The organism is Thiohalorhabdus sp. Cl-TMA, from assembly GCF_041821045.1.
In the GTDB taxonomy this organism is placed as follows: domain Bacteria; phylum Pseudomonadota; class Gammaproteobacteria; order Thiohalorhabdales; family Thiohalorhabdaceae; genus Thiohalorhabdus; species Thiohalorhabdus methylotropha.
Genome location: NZ_JBGUAW010000008.1, coordinates 20,514 through 43,721 on the forward strand (window position 1 = coordinate 20,514; position 23,208 = coordinate 43,721).

A 23,208-nucleotide genomic window follows, 5' to 3' on the forward strand; every position below is an offset into this window, starting at 1 on the left:
CGTCCCCCGATCCCGGAAGACCCTAACGGCTCACGAGGTGACCCATGCGGGCAAACGGAACCTTACACGAATGCCGGAAGCGGGCAGGCGGTCTGCTCGCTCTGGCACTGACCCTGGTGCTGGCGGCCTCCGCCGCCCATGGCGCCAGCGAATCCGCGGCAAAATCCGCCGAGACCCCGAGCTGGAAGCAGGAGCAGCTGGCCAACGGTGACGCCTACACGCGCTTCATGGCCCTCCTGAACCAGCCCGACACCCTGTCCCCGGCCACCATGCGCCAAGCGGACATCGCCGGAGACCGGATCGCCCTGTACCGGGTGGGCGACCCGCGCAACCGCCGCTTCCCGGCCGAGCTCTACGAGGCCATGGAAAGCCAGATGTTCGACCGCCTCTTGGCGGGGGGCGCCTTCCAGGTGTACGAGTGCATGGAGTGCAAGACCGTGCGGGTCACCATCAAGAACGACCACCTCTCCATGGCCCGGCGTGCCGCTTCCAACGCCCGCCTGCGCCAGATCGCCGAATCGGTGGGGGTGGACGGGATGCTGCTCTGGGACGCCTACTTCCAGGGTGACCGGGCGGTGCTCGATACCCGCATGATGGACGTGGAGACGGGAAGGATCGTCTGGAGCCACCAGTACACCCACAGCACCGAATGGCAGAGCAACTGGGCCGTTTACGGGGGCCTGTGGGGCATCGAGGCCACCAAGTTCGGCTACGGTCCGGAGCCCGACGTGGAGGTGGACCGCCTCGTGGCCGTCGGTGCCGAATTCCGCGAGGCCACCTCCCTGGCGGAGGGGCTGACCTACGGGCTGGGCATCACCACCTTCCAGAACACGGCCCGGTCCGATGCGGTGGAGGCGGAAGGCGGCGCCCTGTATGTCCGGCTCGGCCTGGCCCTGGACCCCCTGCTCGGCTGGCCGGACAAGGATTACAACAACTTCGAGCTGTACTTGGCCCCCGGTGACGCCTTCATAGACGACACCAACAACCTCCTGGTACGCACGGGCCTGGAGATCCGGTTCACCCAGACCCTGTTCATGAACCTGGGGCTGGTGTACCTGGAGGAAAGGGAGCTGGACATGGGCCACGCCCCTCCGGGCCGGACCGGTGGGGAAGTGGGCGGGACCGGCTACGACATCAGCATCGGAGCCCGCTTCTAATGGGTAAGGAGGAGCGCATGCGTCGATTCCTGGGAACGTACCTCCCGGCCCTGTTCGGTGGCCTCCTCCTGGCCGGCTGCGCGAGCGACTCCGGCAAGATGCCGAAGATAGGCGATGCCGCAGAGCCCGAGACCGCCAAGGCCGAGGAGCGCAAACGGGGCGCCGAAGGCCTGCTCAAGCCGGCTGAGGCCGAGCCGGGAATGCTCTACATCCGGCGCCGGAATGCCGATTACACCCTGGAGCTGCTGCTGGACACCTCCAGCGTGAATACGGCCTACGACATTGAACTGCCGGCACGCTCCGGAGCGGAATAGCGCCGGCTTGCCGGGCCGGGCAGGAGTACCGTGGTTTTCCTCGCCGGCAGAGTACGATATGCTAGCGCCTTCGGGTTGCGGGGGTAGTTCAACGGCAGAACCTCAGCCTTCCAAGCTGATGATGCGGGTTCGATTCCCGTCCCCCGCTCCATTCTTCCGGCCCGGAGATTCCGGAGCCGCGTTGCCGGGCGGGCGTAGCTCAGTTGGTAGAGCACCACCTTGCCAAGGTGGATGTCGCCGGTTCGAGTCCGGTCGCCCGCTCCAGATACCCGCCCCGAGTCCGCAGGACACGGCGCCCGGAGCGCCGCGGGGCCATTTGCGATCGATTCCGTGGGACGGTGGCGGAACTGGTAGACGCGCTGGATTTAGGATCCAGTACCTCCGGTGTGCGGGTTCGAGTCCCGCCCGTCCCACCAGAGCGCGACTCGCGCGGTGCAGAAGCAGGCAGTAACGGGGAATCCCCCGCACCGGAGGGGTGGCCGAGTGGACGAAGGCGCCTGACTCGAAATCAGGTGACGGTACTGCCGTCCGGGGGTTCGAATCCCTCCCCCTCCGCCAAAAATTGATGATCAATCAGCGCTCTACCAAAAGGTAGAGCGCTTTTTTTGTTCTCCTACCCCCCGGAAAACCCCGTAAAATATTGCTTTAGCCAACTGGGTTTTCCCACCCCAAAAGTGCGAATTCACGCTCCGCCCTTTAAAGCACTTCCAATGACCGACACCGGTCATCTTGCGGGAGGCTTCCCAATCTAGGGGGTCTGGGCACCAAAAAGAAGATTGCAGCAGGGTTAGCTTTCTGCAATTATTTACCGACCGGTCAACTACTGACCCAAGTCCGGCCATGGAACGGTTCTTTCCCGGCGAAACACCCGAGGGTCGAACTCCATGCGGAAAGGAAAGCGCGGACCTTGAGCTCAAATCTTTACCCCGCTCAACTCCGCCAAATCACAAGCAGAAAATTTCCCAAGCAGGGCCCAATTCTCTGCTCGGGGAAAGGCCATCGATACCCCGGTCCCCTCGACGAAGGGGTTGGGGAGCTTGAGCCTCCTGCTTCAGGGCTCGGTGAGCAAGCGTCCAGGGGATTTCGCCAGGAGAATTCAGTCATGAACAGTACAGCCCTACAATCCCTTTTTGTCCGCGGTGCGCGCCAAGCCACCGACCCCCGAAGGTCCGTGTCGAGCTCACAGCCGTCCCCCTCCTCCCAACACCACTTCGAGCACCTCGCAGCCTTGGTCGAGGCATCAGCCCAAGGCGACCAAGACGCCTTTGCCCAGCTCTACGGGGCAACCTCCGCGAAACTGTATGGCTTTGCGCTGCGTATATTGAAAAACGAAGGCCTGGCTCAGGAATGCTTGCAGGATGCCTACATCCGGATCTGGGAGCACTCGGGTAGCTATCGAAGGACTCGCGGTGCTCCCTTGACCTGGATGGGAATAATCGTTCGCCGGCGAGCATTGGACATGATCCGTTGCGCCAACCGGGAGCATGTCCTCGATGACCCCGAGGAGCTGTTCCGGCACAAGGACCAAATGGACCATGCCGAAGGTCCCGAATCGGGGCTGGACTTCAGTGAACGAGAGAGGCTGGCCGCTTGCCTCGGGAAGCTGGGCAGGAACCAGCAACAAGTTCTGCGTCTGGCATTCTTCGACGGTCTTGCCTATCCCGAGGTAGCGGAACATCTGCAAGCCCCTCTGGGAACGGTCAAGACCTGGATTCGAGGGGGGATGGAGAAATTAAGAAAGTGCCTGGAAGCCTGAAGGGAGGCAGGCCGGGAGTATACCCATTCCGCTGGAATGCGGAGGCCCGCGAGGTCCTGGCTGGCGATTACGCCTTGGGTACCCTGCACGGCAAGGCCCGCGTCCGCTTTGAACGGCTCTTGGCGGTAGACGCGGACTTGCGCATCAAGACCCAAAAATGGGAAGAACGCCTGGCCCCCCTGGCCGAGGAGGCCCATCCGGAGCGGCCCCCCGAGGCCGTCTGGACGCATATCCGCGACCGGCTACCAACATCGGATCCCTTGCGGCCGGCCGCTCCAGCCGACAAGCCGCGGATTTCACACTGGTGGGATAGCCTGGCGTTTTGGCGCGGCCTGGCGGCCGCCGCCCTCCTACTACTCGCATTCGTTTCCTGGTCCGGGCTGGGAGTACACCCGGGCTTGGCTCCGGAACGCATCGCAGTGATCAGTAATGCACGACAGGAACCTGTCTGGGTTCTGAGTACCGGGTCGCCTGCAGGATTGCTGCGCGTGCGGACTGTGCAGGCACCGGGGATGGGCCCGGGACGCGTCTGCCCGCTTTGGCTGCAGTGGGACGGTGGGAAGGAAGTGCGCAGAATTGCCATTCTTCCCGAAGAGAAGGGGAGCTCTACTTTCCGCATTCCGGAAAATATGCCTTTGGACCGGGCCCGCCTGGCGGTCAGCGTCGAGCCGGCCGGCGACCTTCCCCAAGAAGGGCCCCGTGGGCGGCTGATTTACCAGGGCAACTGGACCCGACTATAACGCAACCAGGCGGGGTCCCCGCCTAGAAACAGGGAGGATGTATGGTAAGTACCGGTGCCTGGCTGAGGAGGCTCCCTATCCGCCCGAAATTAGCCCTTTTGTCCGGACTTCCGCTGGCTGCGGTATTACTTCTGGTCCTGACTCAGATCCAGGCCCAGTTGGAAGAAGCGGCACGGGCTCATGCGGTCCAGGATGCCGGGCGTCTTGCCCAGCACTTGCACGCGGTGATCCAGACCCACGGGGTTGAACGGGACCAGTCCGTGGGTGTTCTCCAGCAATCGGGAGGCACGGCTTCCCAGGAGCTCCCCACTTCCCGGGAAAACGCCGATCGCGCCGCCCGCGAGCTGAACACCCTCTTTCGCGAGGGACTTCCCTATTTCGACACCGGTTACTTGAAGGAGCCCATCCACCAACTGCGGCAGGCATTCCAACGCCGCAGCGAGGTCCGCCATTGGGTGGATAACGGGCGCCACCCCGAAAAAGTGTTTGCCTTTTATTCCGACCTAAACGCCAATGCCCTGCACATTTTGCGACAGGTAGCAGGCAGGATCGACGAGGCCGCCTTGGCCCGGCAGCTACGCTCCCTATACGGGGTGATCGGCCTGCAGGAACAGGCGGCAAAGGCCCGCGGCAAGCTTACCGAGGCCTTCGCGGCGGGAGAGACCACCCCGAGTCAATTCCTCGCCATCCGCGGCTTCGCCCGAGCCCAGGACCGTTACCGGGAAACCTTTTCCCTGAATGCCACTTCGGGCCAACGGGACTTTCTGGAGCGCAACCTACAGGCCGACGCAGTGGAGCGGGTCCGCCAGATTCGAGAAGATTTCCTAAACACTTCCAAGGAGGTGGGCTCGGGACCGGAGGCCGATGCCTGGTTCCGCCTTGCCTCGCAGCGCATCAAGCGGATCCAGGAAGTGGCGGACCATGTGGCCTCTGAGCTGGCCGCCCAGGCCGACCGGCGGGTAGCCGCGGCCCAGCTGGCCCTTTGGGGGTATTCCGGGTTCGCGGGATTAATCGTGCTGGCGACCATCGGTCTGGTGGCCGCCGTTGGGCGCAGTATCGTGCGTCCCCTGCAGGATGCGGCGGGAATGACGCAGCGCATCACCCAGTCGGAGCGCTGGGACCTGTCTCTCCGCATCGAAGCCAATGGCCGCGACGAGGTCGCCCAACTGGGGCAGGCGTTCAACACCTTCCTGGATGCCCTCCAGGAGGTGGTGGCCACATTGGATGACAAGACCCATGACCTTACTCGCGGGCGCTCGAATCTGACCGCAGGAGCCGAGGCCATCGCGGGGGGCGCCAACGAGGCCCGGGAACAGGTGCAGCAAATGACCACCTCGGCCGAGGAGGTCAACGGCGTTGTCCAAGAGGTGGCCGGCAACATAACGGGTGTATCGGAATCGGCCACCGAAACCGCCCAGACCACCCGGCAGGGCAAGCAGGCAGTGGATGAGGCCGCGAACAAGATCCGGGCACTCAGGGAAGCCAGCGGTCGCGCTGATGAGATCCTCAACTCCATCCAGACCGTGGCCAAGAAGACCGACTTGCTGGCGCTCAATGCCGCCATCGAGGCCGCAAATGCCGGTGATCAGGGCAAGGGCTTCGCGGTGGTCGCCGACGAGGTCCGGCAGCTGGCCGAGCAAACCCGTCAGGCCACCGGCCAGGTCGGAAACATTGTCGGCGAGGTCCAGGGGCATTCGAAAGAGTCCGAGGAGGCAATGAACCAGGTCCTGGAGCGCATGGATGCCATTCTTGAGCGCGTCAGCGAGATCGATCGCTCCGCCGACCAGATTGCCGCAAGCGCGGAGGAGCTGGCCGCCACCATGGGCGAGACCACGGACAACATGCAGGTCATCAGCAACCACACCGACCAGGTGGCCGACCAGGTGGCCGCCATCCAGGGCACGGCCACGGAGATCGGTGCGCTCGCCGATGAGCTACAGGCCGTTACGACCCGCTTTCGGCCGAAGGAGGGGCCCCAGCCAGCCCATTCTTAGCTCTGTCCCGCTGCCGGGACGAGGCTCCTGGGGCCATGAGGCGGGCGAGAAGGACAGGGGTATTGATAAATGCGGAGCTCACGCCGTACCACTCGGCGGCTGTGATGCAAACCAGCCCGGGAGCTGACCGAGATGCAAGGCCCAATCGCACCGAATGATGCCGTAATGGCGTCCCGATCACGCCAGGAGGGCCAACGCTTGTTGAAACAGGCGTTCGTTACCTATCGCGGGGACCCGATCGGAACCCTGGCCGCCTCCGATCCCGCGCGTGGGCTTCTCAACTACGATCAGATCTTCGTACGGGATTTCATTCCCGTGGCCTTGTACTTCCTGGCTACCGGGGAGCCGGCCTTGGTTCACCGCTTCCTGGAGCGTTGCTGCCAACTGCAGGCCAAGGAGCGCTCCATGGACTGCTATCGCCCGGGTGCCGGCCTGATTCCCGCCAGCTTCAAGGTAAGCGATGACGGTACCCGACTTGTGCCGGATTATGGAGGCCAGGCCATCGCCCGGATTGCCCCGGTGGATTCCAGCCTTTGGTGGCTCTACCTGCTGCGGGTCTACACCCGCGCAACCGGCGATCGGGAATTGGCGGCCCGGACCGAGTTTCAGGAGGCCATAAAGCGCGTCCTCGAGCTATGCCTGATCGGGCGGTTTGACATGTACCCCACCCTGCTCGTCCCCGATGGATCATTCATGGTGGACCGGCGGCTCGGTGTCTACGGATACCCCCTGGAAGTCCAGGTACTGTTCTATATGGCTCTGCGCTCCGCCGACGAACTGCTCGGTGACTGCGAGGAGAGCTTGCCCTACCGCGAGGCGGTACGGGACCGCCTGGGCAAGCTGATCCATTACGTGCGCACCTATTACTGGCTGGATCTAGCCGCGCTCAACCGCATTTACCGGGCCAGCACCGAGGAATACGGGGTTGCGGGAAGCAACGCCTTCAACATCTTGCCCGCTTCCATCCCCGACTGGCTACCCGACTGGCTGCCGGAGGAGGGCGGCTACCTGGTTGGGAATTTGGGGCCTTCGCGGATGGATTTCCGATTCTTTTCCCTGGGTAACCTGTTGGCCGTGATCTCCGGGCTGGCCAACAAAAAACAAGGAGAGGCCATTCTGGCTCTGGTAACCGCCAAGGCCGACGACCTCGTGGCGGATATGCCACTCAAGCTGTGCTTCCCCGCTCTAGAAGGCCAGGATTGGCGCACCGTCACGGGCAGCGACCCCAAGAACATTCCCTGGTCCTACCACAATGGGGGCAGCTGGCCGGTACTCCTGTGGATCCTGGCCGCCGCGGGGCTACGTTATGGCCAAACGGCGCTGGCCCGCTCCGCCCTGGAAAATGCAGCCCCGCGGCTGCAGGCCACGCAATGGCCGGAATATTTCGACAGTCGACGGGGCCGCCTGGTGGGGAAAGAAGCGCGCCTATATCAGACCTGGACCATCGCCGGGAGCCTGCTGGCTGACCACCTGCTGGCGGAGCCAGCCCTGATGGATGCCATCACCTTCGCCGATAACATTACGGCCGAGGACTGCACCTTCTGAATCCGCCACCGAATCATGGTCATCGGTGGTCCCCTTGCGCATTTTCCAAAGGGCTATTCCATACCTGCGAACCGCTGAGGAAAAAGCTCCCAGCCGGCTCCAGGGACAATACAAGCACGCCCCAGAAAAGCCCGACTCCTCTGACCGAGGATTCGGAACTGACCGCTGCCCCCTCCTCACTCAAAGGCCACAACGGCCGGACAGAGGCTAAACCGTAGAAACGCCCGAGATTCCTAAAAAAGGCAAATCACTCCCATGAAAAATCCGGAGGCGAATCCGCAGCCGTTGGGTCTCCGTATATCTATATGCACCGGGCCCATACGGGCCCCCTTGGAACCAACTGTCCATCTGGAGGCAGCACCATGTCCGTCAATTTCAAGAAAAACACCGCCTACCTAAGCGCCGCTGGCGCTGCCTTCGCGGTCAGCCTGGCCCTTTCCCCCAGCCCGGCCGCAGCCGACAGCGCCAATCCCTTCATGGTCGCGGACCTCGGAAGCGGCTACTCCGTCGCCGCCGCGGAGGGAAAATGCGGCGAAGGGAAATGCGGGAGCAAGGGTGACGGCAAAGATGACGGCGACAAAAAAGGCGGGGAAGGCAAATGCGGAGAGGGCAAGTGCGCTAGCGGTTGAGTCCGCATAGATTCCATAAGGACGAGCTGGGGGCGGGCCCTAGGCCCGCTCCCGGCTAATTAAACGGGTACCTATGGGGCATCCGCACAGTGGAAATTGTATCCCGTTTACCCGGGACACTTTGACGCGGCTTTCGGGAGAGGATGCTCCCCGGAACGAGAGCACGAGGGACGGAAACAATGGATAAATGGATGGCGCGCATGCTGGGCCTGTACTCCGGCCTTGACCGGGTTGGTGACTACCTGGCCCCGTTGGGGCTGCGGCTGGTACTGGCCTACGAATTCTGGGAGTCCGGGGTCATGAAGTTCATGGCCAACGGCGCCTTCGGCCCGGCACCCGGATGGTTCGCGGCTCTTGACTATCCCTTCCCGTTCAACGTGCTTCCCGACGCGCTGAACTGGATCATCGCCATGTGGGCGGAGCTGATCGGCGCGGTCTTGCTGCTTCTGGGCCTCGCGACCCGTCCGGCTGCTCTGGTACTGATTATTCTGGATCTCGTAGCGTGGGTCAGCGTCCACGCCGGCCACGGGTACAACGTAAGCGACAATGGCTGGAAGCTGCCCTTGCTGTTCCTGGTCATGTTGCTCCCCTTGCTCCTGAAGGGCGGCGGCAAACTGAGCCTGGATTATCCGATCAGCACCCGGATGAACCGTTTCTGGAATCGGCGGCCCCGCCACGCCCCGTCTCCCGCCGGGCCCGCGGCCAACCGTCTGGAGTAGGAAGGCGTAGCGCTATTCGTTGGATTCGTTACCGAGGACCTCTAATGTCCGGTTCCCAACTGCAATCCCTCCCGGCCCTGGCCCGCTTCCCGCAGATCAATCCGGAACCCGTCATGGCGGTCACCACTGACGGGGAAATTGCGTATGCCAACGAGGCCGCCGCGGTCCTGCTCCGGGGGTGGGACGCCGTCGAGGGCGGCCCCCTGCCCCCTGCTTGGCGCCAGGCCGTATCGGAAGTAATGGCGGGAGAAGAGGCGGTAGAGCTCAATGCCCCCGTTGCCGATCGTCTGTTCAGCTTCCGCCTGGTCCCGGATATGGAGACCGGCTGTCTGCACCTGTATGCCACCGATGACACCGATGCCCACGAAGCCCGCATGCGCCTTCGGCATCTGGCGTATTACGACCTGCTCACCGGCCTGCCCAACCGGACACACCTCCTTCAATATCTGGAGCGCACCTGGCCGCACGAGACGGCCACCTCCGCCTTCGCCCTCCTCTACCTGGGGGCCGACCGCTTCAAAAACATCGTTTCCGGGCTGGGGCATACCCAAGGGGACCGTGTGCTTTCCGCCGTGGCCGAGCGTCTGTCCGGACTGTTCCCCCGAGGGTTCGTGGCACGCGTGCACGGAGACGAATTTGCCGTGGTGGTTCCCGATATCGCGGATATGAACGCGGCTCGGTCGGAGGCGGCCCGTATCCAGCAGGCCTTTTCCAGCCCCGTGTGCTCCGAGCGGGCCCCCTTCCCCATTTCCTTGAGCGTCGGCATCGTCCTCGGATGGTCCGGCCGCGACGGTGCGGGGCTACTGCGGGATTCCCACAGCGCCATGGCGCGGGCCAAGAGCACCGGACCCGGCCGCGAGCGGGTATTCGATGAATCCCTGCAAAAAGCGTTTCGGGACCGCTTGCGGCTGGAGACCGATCTGGGCGCCGCGCTGGAGGCCGATGGGCAGCTGGTTGTCCATTACCAGCCCATCCTGACCCTGCCAGAGATCCAGCCGGTGGCCGTCGGCTTCGAGGCCCTTGTCCGCTGGAACCACCCCGACTTTGGCCGGCTGGGACCGGGGGCTTTCATCGCATTGGCCGAGGATGCGGGCCTGGTGGGGCGCCTGGGCTGGCGGGTGCTGGAACAGGCAGCGCAACAGGCTGCCGTCTGGAACCGGGGGACCGCCAGTCCCGCCACGGTCAGCGTCAACCTGGCGCCCCAGCAGGTAGTCGAGGCGGGTCTGGTCGAGAAAGTGGAGACCATCTTGCAGGAGGTGGACTGCGAACCGGCCTGGATCCGCCTGGAGCTCACCGAGTCCGCGCTGGTTGGGGACCCCGACTGGGTTCGGGGCAACCTGGAAGGTTTGCGGGAAATCGGCTGCAGCCTGAGCATTGACGACTTCGGAACCGGCTATTCCTCCCTGTCGCACCTCCACCGCTTTCCCTTCGATACCCTGAAGGTGGACCGGGCTTTCGTCGTCGACGCCCCCACCCATTCACGCTCCTTTGAGCTTGTACGCGCCATCATGGCCATGTCCGAAAGCCTCGGCCTGGCTGTGGTGGCGGAGGGCGTAGAGACCGATGAGCAATTGGAGCTCGTCCGTGGCGCCGGGGCCGCATACGTCCAGGGTTTCCGGTTCGCCCCCGCCCTGCCCGCACCCGAGGCCGAAGCCTGGCTGTAGGTTACAAGCGGGGGATCCCTTCCGAGTCATAGCCCTCCCGCCTCCTCGTCCAGGGGCTCGGCCTGCTCCCGCCGCAACCGTCCGGGCCCGCACCCCACCTCACGGCGAAAGGCCTTGCGGAATGCAACCTCACTGGTATATCCGAGCGACTCGGCAACGGCGATCACTGACTCCCCTCCATTCCGCAAGCGTTCCGCGGCCAACTGCATGCGCCATTGCGTCAGGTACTGGGCCGGGGTTCTGTCCAAAAAACGCCGGAACCGATCCACGAAGGCGGAGCGGCTGAGTGCCGCTTTTCGCGCCAGCTCCTCCACCTGCCAGGGGTGTCCAGGGTCCCCATGGATCGCGGCAAGGGCCCGGCACAGAGCCGGATCCCTCACCGCGGCCCAAAAACCGACCTGCTCTGTCCAGCCTTCCATGAAAATCCGAACAACTTCAATGAACAAAAGGTCGGCCAAGCGGTCGACCGCGGCCTCGCCACCCGGACGCTCCCGCTCCAGCTCCACCATCAAGAGCTGCCAAATTCCTTCCAGTCCCGCCCTCTCCCTTGCAGGATCCAAATGCAGCATGTCCGGCAAGGCCTCCAGGACCGGGTTGACCCCAGCGTGCTCAAACTCGATATAGCCGCATACCAGCCGGGTCGCTGCCCCCTCCTCAACCCCGCCGATTCGGTTGCGTGGGAATGGATCTGGGGGCTCTGGCGAGTGGCTGAGCACATGGCGAGCGTCGTGCGGGAACACCACCAGCTCCCCGCCCCCCAGAGCCAGCGGCTTCCGGCCTTCGCGATGCAGCCAGGCGCGCCCTCCGGCAACAAGGTGGAAGGTGGCGGCATATTGCCCCGAGGTATCCACCGCCCAGTGACCACAGAAATCAGCGTGCAGAATGACCCGGGCCCGGAGCCGAAGGTTGCGGAGGACATCGCTTAGCGGGTCGATGGCAGTGGCCTTTTTTCTGGATTTTCAGACATAAAAACAGCCGAAATGGACATAGCTCCTTTCCGCCGGACCGCCCAGACTATCCCGCAATACCCCGGGCCTCGCCCGGTCATTCATCCAAGGGAGGTAACCATGAGAAGATTCACCGCGCTGCTCGGAATGGCCCTGGCCGTCCTGCTGACCACCACCACGGCCCAGGCCGGGAAACCGGAGACCGTGGATGGCGTAACCGTTATCCACCTGGACGAGTACAACGGCTATTTCGCCGCCGAGGATACCCTGGGCGGACTGCAACCGGGCCGGTACAAATTCGTGGTCACCAATAAGGCGCCCAAGGTGGTGGGGTTCCAGGTCCAGCACATGGAAAGCCACGAGACCCTGGCCAAATTCCCGCTGAAACCGGGACATACCAAGAGCGCCACGGTACGAGTGGGCGAAGCCGGGGTCCGCTACCGGTGCCCCATCAACCCCACGCCCTGGTACAACCTGGACAACATCACCACCGACTGAACCTCCGGCACGAAAGGGCCGGCCCAGAGGGCCGGTCTTTTCGAATCAGCCTGCCGCCCGCCCCCTTTAACCGGGCACGGAGGCGGCAAGAATCCGGGTCTTACGGGCTGTACCAAGACCACAGAAACATGGCTGGCGATCTCCGGCCCGGAGACCGCTTCTTGGGTCCCCAGGCTTCACCCCGGGGCACATCCGGAAGCCGCATGGTATGGGGCCGCTACGCCAGGCGGGCCAGGACATCCATGCGGCCAATAAGGCTCTGGAGGTCCGGGGCCTGGATATCGGGGGCAGGCGCCAAATCCTCGGGGACCTGGCCGGGCCGGGCAATGAAGGCGGAGCGGCAGCCCGCAGCCGCGGCACCGGCAAGATCCCAACCGTGCGCGGCGCACCATCACCATCTCTTCCGGAGCGACGCCCAAGCGCTCCGCCGCATTCCGATACACCAAGGGTGCGGGCTTGAGCGCGCCCGCCTCCTCCACCGAAATCCTGTCGGTGAAAAAGGCATCCAAGCCCGCATTGGCGAGCTGCGCTTCCATCACCGTGGTCGGGGAGTTGGTCAGCACGGCCAGATGGTGGCCCTCCCACCGCAGCTCGGCGAGGGCATCGGTAACCTCCGGATGGGGCGGGAGCCGGCGAAGCGCCTCCGTCACCCGGGCAGTTTCTTCCGCTCCAATGGCAATGCCATGCCGCTCGCCTAGTTTACGAAGGGCGGAGCTGCCTACCTCATTGAAAGGGCGGTATCGGCCCGTTGCACCAAGGGTAAGGGTCGAAACGACCACCTGCCCGAACCATTCCGTGCGCTTTCGGGCATCGCCGAAAACCGCCTCGAAGGCCGGGTCGAGCCCTTTCAGGTCAAGCAGGGTCTCATTGAGGTCAAAAACGAAGAGGGGCATTTTATTAGCAATCCCTGGGGAAGCGATTGATTACACGGCAATCGGTTGGGCAGGAATGGACGAAGTAGGAAGCCTGGATGGGTATGCGATTATTGGGTACTTCCAGACCAGGCAACATCCAGACTGCATACACCACGACAATCTTTGGGCCATCCTTCAACGGCTGTCGTTCAGGTAGGGAATGGCTCTTCGGTTCCTTCTCTATTCTTGGTCTTCGGGGGCGGGTAATCGGCGCAAGGCCTTAAGGATGGCTGTCGGCTCCATGCGCTGCTTGTAATCCACCTCGGCGAAGGCGGCCCGGACAATTCCTTGCCGGTCGATCACGAAAGTGCCGGGCACGGGCAGGACATGGCGCCCATCGCCGTTGTAGTCGGCCAGATCGAGCCCGAGCTCCCGCTTGTACACCGCCACCAGATCCTCAGGAACCTGGAAGAGCAGGCGATAGTCACGCATTACCCGGCTATCCAGGTCACTCAAGATCTCGAACGGAAAGCCGTCCTCCTTGACCTGCTCAAGGGAGCGCCCAGGCTTCTGGGGAGTGACAGCGAGGACACGGGCGCCGTGCTTGCGGAAGGCGGGCAGGCTTTCCTTCAGGGCCCGCAGCTCCAGATTGCAGTACGGACACCAAGCTCCCCGGTAGAAGGTAAGGACGACCGGACCTTTCTTCAGGTACTCCGCAAGGCTTATGGGCTCGCCAAAGGCATTGGGGAGCCTGAACCCCGGCGCCTCGGCTCCGACCTTCAAGCCCGGATCAGGCAGCTCCTCGCGGACCTGCTCCATGGAGCGCTGTACGGTCTCGCGGGTGGCGGGATTTAGCTGCTCACCCTCCTCCCGACGCTCCTGCTGATAGCTGTCGATTCGCTCATCCAGATCCGGTACCGACTGCTCGTCGGCACTAGCCGCCCCCAATCCTCCGGAAAGGAGTGCCAGGCTACCCAGGGCAAGGGGCAAAATCCTCTTTCGCATAGACGTCCTCCTGTACTTCGACCGTCCCCTCTTTCGGGGGTCTTCCGGCAGTTCCCCAACGGGATGGGCGGACTGCTGCCCTGTTCCGCACTGAAGCCGATGAGGGAATCAAACTGGCGGATTCCACTCCTTGCCTGCGAAGGCCTTGTCCAACGGGGTCTCGGCAATATGATTGGTGTAGTTGGACAGGGTCTTCATACCTACCCCCAGCACCACCTCCAGGACGTTCTGCGGAGTAAACCCGGCCTCGTAGAAGGCCTGAAGCTGGGACTCGGGCATGTGCCCTCGGTCTTCCACCACGGCCTGAGTAAAGCGCCGCAAGGCGTTCAGGCGTTGATCGGGCAAGGGACTCCCCTGGCGCAACTCGGCGATGCAATCCTCGGGGACCCCCGCCATCTCGGCCAGGGCAGTATGAACACTCATGCAGTAGTCGCAGGTGTTGGTGAAGCTTGCGGCCAGCAGGACCACCTGGCGCTCCGGGGCGGAAAGACTGGTCTTCTCGAAGAGTTGATTGAGGTTGAAGTATCCCTGCACGAGGGCGGGGGCAGTGGCCATTACGCCTGCCAAGTTGGGAATGAATCCATACCCCTTTTCCAGCTCGCGCATGAAGTCGCCAGCCTCGTTAGGGGCGGATTCGGGAGTGTGAACTGGGTAGTCGCTCATGAAGCCTCCAGACTTAGTAGTTTACCGGTCGTCTACTAGAGATTAAAAAAACGCCGCTACTCCTTGCCCTCTTCCCCTTCAAAAGCCTGTAGCGATAGCCACCGCAACAGGAGCCATGCGGCGTATAACCTCAGGGTCGGAATGGGTCTTGGCCAGAACTTGGGCCCCTTGCAAGCATACGAAGATTTGTTCCGACCGGCGCTCGATCTCGGAAGAATTTGCCTCTAGCTCACCGGCATCCCTAGCTGCGTGCAGTAGTTCGGCTAAGTATCCGACGATCCTGCCAAAGATATCCGATACCCGCTCCCGGATCGGATCATGGATACTACCGAGCTCCACCGATAAATTCCCGAATGGGCACCCCGGGACGTGACCCGACTCCCTCCGGTATTGCTCGTGTACATCCGCCAGGGCATGGAAAAAATGGGATAGGCGCTGCAAGGGAGGAATTGTCTCGTCACCGAGAATGCGCTCGAACCGACCTTGCATTCGCTTCCAGGAGTGCTCCAACGCTGCCAAGACTAGGTCGTCTTTGGAGTCGAAGAAGTAGTAAAAGCTGCCCCGCTTGACCTCGGCGGACGAGCACAAGGACCCAACACTCACCGAACCGTAGCTACCCTGCCAAAGCTCGTTGGCGGCCGTAGTGACCAAATCCTCTCTTGCGGTGCTGGGGCGGCCCATGACTACCTCTATTTGACTGGTTGTCTATAAAGACTCGCCCTTTTACCTCCCGCCGTCAACCCATTCCGGCAGACCGGTAAACAGGTTCCTATGTGCAGGGCCTTCCCCGCGGCAGCGCTTTGATTGGAAACCGGCCGGGGGGTCTATCCCGCCAAAAATCGCTCGACCGGCTGCCCAAACGTATCGCTGTGGCATTTGAGCGCGCGGAGCACCTCTACGCCCGAAAACCGGCTAGCGTCGTATTGGCAGAGACTGACTACAGGGTATTGCTTGGCCAGGAAGTGCTCATAGCGCATTTCAAAGGCGTTCATGGCCTCCACGTCCAACCCGGCGTCGAGCATCCAGGCCATGTCCCCCAGAAGCCGGAAGGCATTCCGGCCTCTGGCTACGGCCTCGGAGAAGGCCTCCTCGAAGAAGCGGAATGCCTCGTCGCCCGTAGGGAAGCCGCTGGCTTCCACCAGATACCCTTCGTCCCTTGCCTGCTGGACGGAGACCCGTTCGGAAAGCCTCTCCAGCAAGGCTTCACGGGACCCTTCAGGCGCCACCAGAAAGCAGAGCTCGCCCCGAGACAGCCCCTGCTCCAGGAATGGCAGGGCGAGCTTCAATCGACCACGTTCGCTTTCGTACACGGTGCAGAGGTGACTACCGGATTTCACTTTAAGGCCTTCCAGGGTGACCTCCGTCGGAGTTTCCCCCTCAAGGACCGGGCCATGCTCCTCTGCATTTGGCATTCCCCCCACGAAGGCCATGAGGTCCTCCCGGCGGAAACGACGAACGCCACGGCGCCCCATCCGAATACAGGGTAGCCTGCCCTCGTTGGTCCACCGGCGCACCGAAACCTCACTGACGTTCAGCAATTCGGCGGCCTCCCGAGTTGTCAGCAGAGGCTCCGAGGCGGTTTCTAGGTCCGCTGGCGGGGCCATTAGGGCTCCTTTAGGTCTTGGGCTTACAGGTCCCAGAGAATTTACCAACCAATCTGAGAAGGGCCAAGCGATCATACGCGAACGTTGACATGCCTCGTTAACGATCTATGATTATCTTAATTGCTCTTTGCGAACACTGGAACCATGATCAGGAAAGACTACACCATTCGAGCCGGGAAGGTCGCTCTGGTGGTTGGTACCGCCTTGAATGCGATCAACCAAGGGGACCTCCTTCTGGGTGCGCCCATGACCTTGGGGCGGGGTGCCCAGATGATCCTTACCTTCCTGGTCCCCTTTCTGGTTTCCCTGCATGGCCAGCTTTCCAGCAGTCCCAAGCCTGACCCCCAGGCACCCGGGGGTCACCAACCTCCCAGCGGGGGGTAGCAAAATGACCGCACAACCGCATAACGCCTATACCGCCTTGAGCCATCACCCCGAGCGGGCCGCAGGAAACGAGGTGGACCGCTCCATATACCGGAACCCGGGGCCCATGACCTTTGGCCGTTTCCCCTTTCAGGGGCCGACGCAAGGGCTGGTCCCTACTGGAGACCGCGATTCAAGCGGCTGGCCTACCCAAGCGGAATGGACGGACCGCTTCGAGATCGCCTGGACCAAACACGGCGACCAGGGCCCCCTGGTCCTGATGCTGCACGGGGTGCCCTGCAACCGGGGGCAGTGGGAAGAGGTACAGCGGCTTCTGGCGCCTTTCTGCGAAACCATCAATGTCGACATGCTGGGCATGGGGGAAAGCAGCAAGCCCCGGCGATACGGAGAGAAGATCGGAGCAGGCGTCGATCAGGCCATCCCGGAGGGCAAGGCTACGCAGTGGGATTGGGCCAATGACGTTGACTACCTCGAAGCCCTCATGCAGCACGAGTACCCGGGGCGCAAATTCTTCCTGATCGCCGACGACTGGGGCGCCGGGATCGCCTCCCATTACGCCGCGCGCCTTAGCGACCGGCTTCTGGGACTGATCGAGCTCGATGCCATTGCCTTCGACGGGTACCCCGTCAATGAGATCCAGGCCATCGGCCGCGCAGCAATGCTCCCCAATGACGAGGAGGGCGACCGGCAGTTCGCGGCGGCCTTCGGGGCCTTCGACCAAGCCCTGGTGCAGATCCTCAAAACCATGGTCCACAACAAGCAGGTCTACAACCAGTACAAGCTGCGCCTGCTGACCTTCCCGTACGTGGATGTGGACTATGCCCGCAACCGGAACGGAGACGGTGTCACCGACGTCTTCCGTTCCGCCACCGCCCCCCTGAACTTCCACAACATCCGGGTCCTGTCCGACCGGGCGGCGGCCCTCAGCCCGGCCCAGCTACTTCCCTACGATCCGGACCGTCAGCCGCTGGGGGTCGATTATTCCGCCATCCACTGCCCCTGCCTGATCGCCTGGGGAGAGAACGACACCATGATGCCGGCGGCCCAGATTCACCGCTACGCCAACGTGCTCGGCACCGATAATGTGCAGACCGCCCTCATCCCGAACGCGGGGCACTTTGCCCATACCGACCAGCCCCGACGGGTGGCGGAGACCATGATCGATTTCATGCGACGCGTCGTGGGCCGGAAAAACATGGGTGACATCTATCTCGGCAATGAGGGCATCTGGAAGGGGGACGAAAGGGCCATGATCAATGAGCTGCGGACCCTCGACGGGATAGAAGTCTAACGACGACAGGAAAGGAGGGCAGGGCCCCTTGGAGCCTGGAGGCCTTGCCCCCGCCGCTCGGCCTTGGCCTTGGCCTTGGCCGTACGAGGACTATTCCATGCGCGGCGTCGAGGAGCCTTTTTCTTAAACTTAGGAGGAAAACTTGCCGGAATTGGCCCTCAATTCGTTTCTCTTTTTGGCCGGGGTTGGAGCGCTGTTGGTCATCTTCCTCCCCTTCTCCCCCATGACGGTGGATTTTGTCCTCGTGCCCCGTAACCAGGTGGTCCGGATCTATCGCTACCGTCACTTCTTCTGGGCCATTGGGCTCCTTGCCTTGGGGACCTTGCTGCTTCGGGGGCTAGCGGGCGCAATCGGCCCCTTCGCAGAGGGGGCGGCCGCCCTGCCATTCCCGGCGGGCTCCACCGACCCCTTCTGGCTCTGGCTCACCCTAGGCTCGGGGGCTTTCCTTGCCTTCCTGTTCTGGAGCGGCTACGTCCCCTACGTAATGACACCACCGGAAGGACAACAAATCCTGTCGGCGGAGGAGGGCGACGAGCTCCTTGACCCGGATACCCATGTATTGGGGCTTTTCCACAATGAGGAGACCCGAGCCTATCCCCGGAGTTTGCTGGCGCGGCCCCATTACCTGCATGACGAATTGGGCGGCCACCCGGTCACCGTTTCCTATTGCATCCTGTGCAATAGCGGCATCGCCTTCGAGGCAGAGCTGGACGGTCGCCCCCTGAACCTCCGGGCCCTGACCGCCACCAACAACAACATCATTTTCTTCGAACCGGAACGGGGAAACTTCATCCAGCAGCTGGATGGCCGGATTTTTGCGGGCCCCGACGAGGGCAGAGAGCTTCAGGCCCTCCCCCTCCTGCTGACCACTTGGGCGGAATGGAAGGCCTTGCACCCGGAGACCCGGGTCCGTTTCGCCCCGCCACGCACCCTGCGCGACCGAATGGTCAACTGGATGCTGCAAAAGCTCATCCCGCTGGAAAAGCTGACCCGTCGCCGGAGCCCGTGGCACCGGCTTGAGGCTCCGGTCGATGACCGGCTGCCGGCCATGTCCTTCGTTTTGGGTGTGGAGCAGGGCGGGGAACGTCGCGCCTATCCCGTGGACATTGCCAAGAAAAAAGGCGTCATACAGGACACCCTCGGCGGGGAGCCCTTAGTGGTTCTATACGACGCCGCCTCAGACGTGGGGTCCGTGTTCTCCCGGCGACTGGATGCGCAAACCTTGAGGTTTGAGCCCTACCGCCTTGAGCAGGAAGGGATCGTAGCCAGGGACCTGGAAACGGGAAGCCTGTGGGACATCCATGGCAGGGCCAGGGAGGGAGGCCTGGCGGGCAGGAACCTCACCGAGCTCCCCCATTTCAACAAGCTCTTCTGGTTTGCCTGGGCCCATTTCAAACCCGACACCAAAGTCTTTGCCGAGACCCAGCCCGCCGAACAGAGGAAAGCCGCCTAGAAAACTGACACCTACAGGGTTCGGCCCGGGTGGTCTCCGACCCGGAATAATGGACTATCAGGCAACAATCGGATCCACCCAAGCCCATCGGTAGCTTTTGAATTTGATCCTGCCGTTAAATGGGGAAGTAATCTGTGTCTACGAAAAACCAGGAAAATACCCAGCCCGTGGAGGGCTTTTCCAATCTGAACGCCCTGTTCATCAATACCTCCCTCCAAAAGGAGTCCGCCAGGAGCCACACCCGGCTTTTGCTCAACGCTTCCAGCGACATCATGAAGAAAAATGGGGTCCAGGTTAGTCACCTGCATCTGCTCGACCATCAGGTCCCGCCGGGTATCTACCCGGATATGACCAAGCATGGCTGGGACCGGGATGACTGGCCCGCCATCTGGGAGAAGATACAGGACGCCGACATTCTGGTGATCGGAACGCCAATCTGGCTCGGCGAGGAAAGCTCCGTCTGCCGCGTATTAATTGAGCGGCTCTACGGCATGTCCGGCCAGCTAAACGCCCGGGGTCAGTCGGTGTACTACAACAAGGTAGGAGGCACCATAGTCACCGGCAATGAGGACGGCATCAAGCACATTGCCATGACCGTTGGCTACGCCCTTTCGCACTTGGGATATACCATCCCGCCGCAGGCCGATTGTGGCTGGATTGGCGAGGCAGGCCCCGGCCCCTCCTACGGGGATGTTCTAGAGGATGGCTCACAAGCCGGCCTCGATAACGACTTTACCCAACGAAACACCACCATCATGACCTGGAACCTGATGCACATGGCCCGGATCCTTAAGGACGCCGGAGGCATCCCCAACCAGGGGAACGACCGCGAGGCATGGCAGGCCGGATGCCGCTTTGATTACGCCAACCCCGAGTATCGGAGATAGACCCCTGCAGAGCTCTATCTCCTGGCCTCTATGTCCCTGGACGAGCGCCAGCTAGATCAGGATGCCCGAGCCCTTGCGCTTTTTTTCTTCCTCCGACTCGCCCGCCCCCTCGGGCTCGGGGATATTGCGTCCCCTCTGAACCGCGGGGCGGTTTCCCACGGCGGTCAGCCAGCGCTGGAGATGGGGCAGGCCGTCCACCGAAACCCCGGACCACTCGTGGGCGTGCACCCAGGCCCAGTGGGCGATGTCGGCGATGGAGTAGTCCCCCGCCACGAATTCATGCTCGGTGAGCTGGCGGTCCAGCACCTCGTACAGGCGCCGGGTTTCTTTCTGGTAACGCTGGATGGCGTAGTCGATGGTCTCCGGGGCATAGCGGTAGAAGACATTCGCTTGGCCCTGCATGGGACCCACCCCACCCATTTGGAACATCAGCCACTGCATAACCCGGGAGCGGCCTTTGGTATCCTTCGGCAGGAGCTGGCCTGTCTTTTCGGCCAAGTAAACCAGCACGGCTCCGGATTCGAAGACAGGGAAGTCCTCATTGTCCCGGTCCACAATGGCCGGAATTCGGCCATTGGGATTGATTGCTAGATACCACTCGGCTTTCTGCTCCCCCGCCTTCAAATCAATGGGTCGGACCGTATACTCCAGCCCCATTTCCTCCAGGGCGATGGAGGCCTTCCACCCGTTGGGCGTGGCGGCGGTATAAAGCTCAATCATGGATATCCCCTCTCTCGGTTGTGGAGGACCGGATCAGCAGAGCAAGAACCAGCCTCCGCCTTGGGCATCTCCTGAGGATAAGGCGGCAACTTCAGTCTTAGCTGCACCGGGCCCTATTCCCGTTCTTTGCTACCAATAGCATACGTCCGGAGACCGCGAGCGGATTCGACCAGCCAGGAGAGCCGGGGGGAAAGACACACCGTTTCTGTTAAATAAGGTCTTTTTGAGCCTAATCCGGGACTCAAGAAGACAATTTTAGAATCATCGTGGCGCTTGTTCAGCACCCATCTCCTCGACGTTCAAGGGCACGAGGACAGGGCAGCCAATGAAACCCCCTCCTCTCCGCCAATCCCTTGCGACAAAGCCCGGATGATTCTCCTTCCACCCAAACCGCCCCTTCAATCCCAGTCGTGCAGGTGGTAGTGACGGTGCTCCAGGGCGCCGTGCCGATGCCGGTGGGTGTGCATGAGGTTGGCGGCATACAGGGTTTCCGTGTCCGCCAGGGTTTCCGCCGTGGGCTGGTCGCTTATCAGCCGATGATCCTCCCCGAGCACCAGGGCCCGTCCGCCCAGCTCGGCGGCCAGCGACAGATTGTGGGTGCTGGTCACCACCGTAGCCGGAAGCTCCTCCAGGAGGTCCACCAGCCAGCCGGTACTGCGGGGATCCAGGCTGCTGGTGGGCTCGTCCATGAGCAGCACCTCCGGCTCCAGCACCAGGAGGGCGGCGAGACAGGTACGCTGCTTTTCCCCCTGGCTTAGCGCCAGGGGGGAGGCGGACAGCCGCCGGCTGAGGTCCAGCCGGTGGGCCCAGCTCCGCACCCGCTCCTCCACGCCCTCCACCCCGGCCCGCCGCAGCCCGAAGGCGATCTCGTCGTGCACGGTCGGGTTGAACAGCATGGCCTCCGGATTCTGGAACAGGAGCACCACCCGGCGCCGGAAATCGCGGGCCCAGGCCTTGTTCCGGAGGCGCCGGCCGCTTACGGCCTCCCCGCGAAAGCGAAACGTGCCCGCCTGAGGCATCTCCAGGGCGTCGAGGATCCGGAGCAGGGTGCTTTTCCCGGAACCGTTGGCACCCAGGAGAACGACCTTCTCCCCCGCCTCCAGGCGCATGGAAACGTCGCTCAGGGCCGTTTCTCCGCCCGGGTAGCGGAAGCTCACTCCGTCGAGCTCAATCATCGAAGACTCCCCGGGAGCGCATGGCCCGAACCACTTCCGCGGACCGCTCCACGGCCAGGTCCAGGAGATGACCGGCCAGCGTGGCCGCGAACCGGTAGCGGTCCGCCAGGGTCATGGGGCCCACGCCGCGGCTCCGGAAGGCCTGCCTGAACTCCCCCACCAGCCGCCGGAAGGCCAGGGCCTGACCGGCCGACAGGGTTACCAGGACCATAAGCGACCGGGAAAAGGCGAGCGCGCGCGCCAGGTTGACGCGCTCCACCAGCCAGAAGCCTAGGAAGACGAGCAGGAGCACGCGCAGGTTGATCCGCAGCAGGTACTCCGCCGGGAAGTGGCCCTGCCACCAGGCCACCGCCGCGTAGCTGAGGGAAACCGTCAGGTTGAAGAGCAGGATCGCCCGGACGCTCCGCCCGAGCAGCCGGGGCGCCGCCCGTCCGGAGAGGGCCAGGGCGGCCAGGATGCAGACGCCCAGGGCGGGAATGCTGTGCAGGAAGGTGAGCGCCACCACCGCCGCAAGATACCCCGCCAGCAGGAAGCGGTCCCTCATTCCCGGAGCTCCAGCCAGCCGCGCCGGCGGGCGTAGCGCCAGACGAGAACCGTCAGAACCCCTTCCCCCACGCCCACCAGCGCCGCCGGAAAACCCACGGCGGGCAGGGTCACGACCAGCCCGAAGGGGAAGAACAGGGGCTCGCCGTCCGGAGTGTGCGCCAACCGCGGCTGCAGCCCGAGCACCACCGCCAGGACGCCGCCGGAAGCCACCACGCCGGTCCACCCTGCGACACCCACCGCCAGCTCCTCCCGGAGGCTCCGCAGCATCCGATACGTCCCCACGGCCGCCGCCGGACCCGCCAGCCCCATGGCCAGGGCGTTGACCGGCAGGGAGGTGATGCCGCCCGCGCCCAGCAGAAGGGCCTGAAGCAGCAGCACCAGGCTCATGGAGATGAAGGCCTGCCAGACGCCGAAGAGCAAGGCGAGCAAAGCGATACCGGATGCATGGACGGAGGTTCCTCCGGGAATCGGGATCATGACGGTAGTAAGGACGAAGGCCAGGGCCGTCATCACGGCCAATCTCGGAATGACTTCCTCCGCCAGGCCGGTCCGGGCCCGCCGGGCGGCGAGCATCCAGAGGCCGCCGCAGACGGCGTAGGCGGGCAGATAGCACTGCGGCGCGATGAACCCGTCAGGAATGTGCAAACCGCCTCCTCAAGCATC

At 63.1% G+C, this 23,208-nt stretch carries 25 protein-coding genes, 4 tRNA genes and 1 pseudogene; 18 read left to right on the forward strand and 12 right to left on the reverse strand.

Annotated elements, in window-relative coordinates; genetic code table 11:
- The first annotated feature begins 44 nt into the window (after positions 1 to 44).
- The 8 genes from ACERLL_RS12030 (at position 45) to ACERLL_RS12065 (ending at position 3,967) form a co-directional block, all read left to right on the forward strand.
- Positions 45 to 1,157, forward strand: coding sequence for a hypothetical protein (locus tag ACERLL_RS12030; RefSeq protein WP_373656345.1), 1,113 nt, complete (start codon positions 45 to 47; stop codon positions 1,155 to 1,157).
- A 17-nt stretch (positions 1,158 to 1,174) separates the two neighbouring features.
- Positions 1,175 to 1,471 (forward strand): hypothetical protein, encoded by a 297-nt coding sequence (locus ACERLL_RS12035; protein ID WP_373656346.1) that lies wholly within the window; start codon positions 1,175 to 1,177, stop codon positions 1,469 to 1,471.
- A 77-nt stretch (positions 1,472 to 1,548) separates the two neighbouring features.
- Positions 1,549 to 1,622, forward strand: a tRNA-Gly gene (locus ACERLL_RS12040).
- Positions 1,623 to 1,659: 37 nt separating this feature from the next.
- Positions 1,660 to 1,735 (forward strand) — tRNA-Gly (locus ACERLL_RS12045).
- A gap of 68 nt (positions 1,736 to 1,803) precedes the next feature.
- Positions 1,804 to 1,887 (forward strand) — tRNA-Leu (locus ACERLL_RS12050).
- A gap of 53 nt (positions 1,888 to 1,940) precedes the next feature.
- Positions 1,941 to 2,029, forward strand: a tRNA-Ser gene (locus ACERLL_RS12055).
- Positions 2,030 to 2,573: 544 nt separating this feature from the next.
- Entirely contained in the window at positions 2,574 to 3,227 is a 654-nt protein-coding gene (locus ACERLL_RS12060) for a sigma-70 family RNA polymerase sigma factor (protein WP_373656347.1), read from the forward strand.
- A 74-nt stretch (positions 3,228 to 3,301) separates the two neighbouring features.
- On the forward strand, positions 3,302 to 3,967 hold the full coding sequence (locus tag ACERLL_RS12065) for an anti-sigma factor (protein WP_373656348.1): 666 nt from the start codon (positions 3,302 to 3,304) through the stop codon (positions 3,965 to 3,967).
- Positions 3,968 to 4,092: 125 nt separating this feature from the next.
- On the opposite strand, the gene ACERLL_RS12070 is transcribed toward ACERLL_RS12065, so the two are convergent.
- A complete protein-coding gene (locus tag ACERLL_RS12070) occupies positions 4,093 to 4,245 on the reverse strand; it encodes a hypothetical protein (protein WP_373656349.1) in 153 nt (50 codons plus the stop codon).
- Between ACERLL_RS12070 and ACERLL_RS12075 the strand changes: the two genes are divergently transcribed.
- The 5 genes from ACERLL_RS12075 (at position 4,228) to ACERLL_RS12095 (ending at position 10,518) form a co-directional block, all read left to right on the forward strand.
- Positions 4,228 to 5,961 carry a methyl-accepting chemotaxis protein gene (locus tag ACERLL_RS12075; RefSeq protein WP_373656350.1) on the forward strand — a complete coding sequence of 578 codons (1,734 nt, stop codon included), beginning with the start codon at positions 4,228 to 4,230 and terminating at the stop codon, positions 5,959 to 5,961. The genes ACERLL_RS12070 and ACERLL_RS12075 overlap by 18 nt on opposite strands.
- Before the next feature lie 201 nt (positions 5,962 to 6,162).
- Complete coding sequence (locus ACERLL_RS12080) at positions 6,163 to 7,506, forward strand: glycoside hydrolase 100 family protein (protein WP_373656351.1); 1,344 nt, start codon at positions 6,163 to 6,165, stop codon at positions 7,504 to 7,506.
- A 362-nt stretch (positions 7,507 to 7,868) separates the two neighbouring features.
- Complete coding sequence (locus tag ACERLL_RS12085; protein ID WP_373656352.1) at positions 7,869 to 8,135, forward strand: HvfA family oxazolone/thioamide-modified RiPP metallophore; 267 nt, start codon at positions 7,869 to 7,871, stop codon at positions 8,133 to 8,135.
- A gap of 200 nt (positions 8,136 to 8,335) precedes the next feature.
- Positions 8,336 to 8,854 (forward strand): HvfX family Cu-binding RiPP maturation protein, encoded by a 519-nt coding sequence (locus ACERLL_RS12090; protein WP_373656579.1) that lies wholly within the window; start codon positions 8,336 to 8,338, stop codon positions 8,852 to 8,854.
- 44 nt (positions 8,855 to 8,898) lie between these two features.
- Positions 8,899 to 10,518, forward strand: a complete 1,620-nt coding sequence (locus ACERLL_RS12095; RefSeq protein ID WP_373656353.1) for a putative bifunctional diguanylate cyclase/phosphodiesterase — start codon at positions 8,899 to 8,901, stop codon at positions 10,516 to 10,518.
- A 26-nt stretch (positions 10,519 to 10,544) separates the two neighbouring features.
- Here ACERLL_RS12095 and ACERLL_RS12100 read toward each other — a convergent pair whose 3' ends face one another.
- Complete coding sequence (locus ACERLL_RS12100; RefSeq protein WP_373656580.1) at positions 10,545 to 11,453, reverse strand: AraC family transcriptional regulator; 909 nt, start codon at positions 11,451 to 11,453, stop codon at positions 10,545 to 10,547.
- 132 nt (positions 11,454 to 11,585) lie between these two features.
- On the opposite strand from ACERLL_RS12100, the gene ACERLL_RS12105 reads away from it, so the two are divergent.
- Positions 11,586 to 11,963 carry a hypothetical protein gene (locus ACERLL_RS12105; protein WP_373656354.1) on the forward strand — a complete coding sequence of 126 codons (378 nt, stop codon included), beginning with the start codon at positions 11,586 to 11,588 and terminating at the stop codon, positions 11,961 to 11,963.
- Between the two features lie 176 nt (positions 11,964 to 12,139).
- Here ACERLL_RS12105 and ACERLL_RS12110 read toward each other — a convergent pair whose 3' ends face one another.
- The 6 genes and pseudogenes from ACERLL_RS12110 to ACERLL_RS12135 form a co-directional block, all read right to left on the reverse strand.
- A complete protein-coding gene (locus ACERLL_RS12110) occupies positions 12,140 to 12,856 on the reverse strand; it encodes a haloacid dehalogenase type II (protein ID WP_373656355.1) in 717 nt (238 codons plus the stop codon).
- A 201-nt stretch (positions 12,857 to 13,057) separates the two neighbouring features.
- Positions 13,058 to 13,822 (reverse strand): peroxiredoxin-like family protein, encoded by a 765-nt coding sequence (locus tag ACERLL_RS12115; RefSeq protein WP_373656356.1) that lies wholly within the window; start codon positions 13,820 to 13,822, stop codon positions 13,058 to 13,060.
- A 108-nt stretch (positions 13,823 to 13,930) separates the two neighbouring features.
- A complete protein-coding gene (locus ACERLL_RS12120) occupies positions 13,931 to 14,485 on the reverse strand; it encodes a carboxymuconolactone decarboxylase family protein (RefSeq protein WP_373656357.1) in 555 nt (184 codons plus the stop codon).
- 78 nt (positions 14,486 to 14,563) lie between these two features.
- Positions 14,564 to 15,166 carry a TetR/AcrR family transcriptional regulator gene (locus ACERLL_RS12125; protein WP_373656358.1) on the reverse strand — a complete coding sequence of 201 codons (603 nt, stop codon included), beginning with the start codon at positions 15,164 to 15,166 and terminating at the stop codon, positions 14,564 to 14,566.
- A gap of 143 nt (positions 15,167 to 15,309) precedes the next feature.
- Positions 15,310 to 15,915, reverse strand: coding sequence for an MEDS domain-containing protein (locus ACERLL_RS12130; protein ID WP_373656581.1), 606 nt, complete (start codon positions 15,913 to 15,915; stop codon positions 15,310 to 15,312).
- Positions 15,916 to 16,164 (reverse strand): annotated as a pseudogene (locus ACERLL_RS12135) (helix-turn-helix domain-containing protein); the annotation flags it as partial.
- Positions 16,165 to 16,233: 69 nt separating this feature from the next.
- Between ACERLL_RS12135 and nrtS the strand changes: the two are divergent.
- The 4 genes from nrtS to ACERLL_RS12155 all read left to right on the forward strand — a co-directional run bounded on the left by nrtS (position 16,234) and on the right by ACERLL_RS12155 (position 20,104).
- The gene (gene nrtS, locus ACERLL_RS12140) at positions 16,234 to 16,473 is read left to right on the forward strand and encodes a nitrate/nitrite transporter NrtS (RefSeq protein ID WP_373656359.1); all 240 of its coding nucleotides are present in this window, start codon (positions 16,234 to 16,236) and stop codon (positions 16,471 to 16,473) included.
- A 4-nt stretch (positions 16,474 to 16,477) separates the two neighbouring features.
- Entirely contained in the window at positions 16,478 to 17,764 is a 1,287-nt protein-coding gene (locus tag ACERLL_RS12145; RefSeq protein WP_373656360.1) for an alpha/beta fold hydrolase, read from the forward strand.
- Positions 17,765 to 17,960: 196 nt separating this feature from the next.
- Positions 17,961 to 19,217 (forward strand): DUF3179 domain-containing (seleno)protein, encoded by a 1,257-nt coding sequence (locus ACERLL_RS12150; protein WP_373656361.1) that lies wholly within the window; start codon positions 17,961 to 17,963, stop codon positions 19,215 to 19,217.
- A gap of 167 nt (positions 19,218 to 19,384) precedes the next feature.
- Entirely contained in the window at positions 19,385 to 20,104 is a 720-nt protein-coding gene (locus ACERLL_RS12155) for a flavodoxin family protein (protein ID WP_373656582.1), read from the forward strand.
- Positions 20,105 to 20,155: 51 nt separating this feature from the next.
- On the opposite strand, the gene ACERLL_RS12160 is transcribed toward ACERLL_RS12155, so the two are convergent.
- The 4 genes from ACERLL_RS12160 to ACERLL_RS12175 all read right to left on the reverse strand — a co-directional run bounded on the left by ACERLL_RS12160 (position 20,156) and on the right by ACERLL_RS12175 (position 23,190).
- Positions 20,156 to 20,824 carry a glutathione S-transferase family protein gene (locus tag ACERLL_RS12160; protein ID WP_373656362.1) on the reverse strand — a complete coding sequence of 223 codons (669 nt, stop codon included), beginning with the start codon at positions 20,822 to 20,824 and terminating at the stop codon, positions 20,156 to 20,158.
- 398 nt (positions 20,825 to 21,222) lie between these two features.
- Entirely contained in the window at positions 21,223 to 21,999 is a 777-nt protein-coding gene (locus tag ACERLL_RS12165; RefSeq protein WP_373656363.1) for an energy-coupling factor ABC transporter ATP-binding protein, read from the reverse strand.
- The gene (locus tag ACERLL_RS12170) at positions 21,992 to 22,543 is read right to left on the reverse strand and encodes an energy-coupling factor transporter transmembrane component T family protein (RefSeq protein WP_373656364.1); all 552 of its coding nucleotides are present in this window, start codon (positions 22,541 to 22,543) and stop codon (positions 21,992 to 21,994) included. The genes ACERLL_RS12165 and ACERLL_RS12170 overlap by 8 nt, the downstream gene beginning before the upstream one ends.
- Positions 22,540 to 23,190 carry an energy-coupling factor ABC transporter permease gene (locus ACERLL_RS12175; RefSeq protein ID WP_373656365.1) on the reverse strand — a complete coding sequence of 217 codons (651 nt, stop codon included), beginning with the start codon at positions 23,188 to 23,190 and terminating at the stop codon, positions 22,540 to 22,542. Before ACERLL_RS12175 ends, ACERLL_RS12170 begins: the two co-directional genes overlap by 4 nt.
- Positions 23,191 to 23,208: the final 18 nt, after the last annotated feature.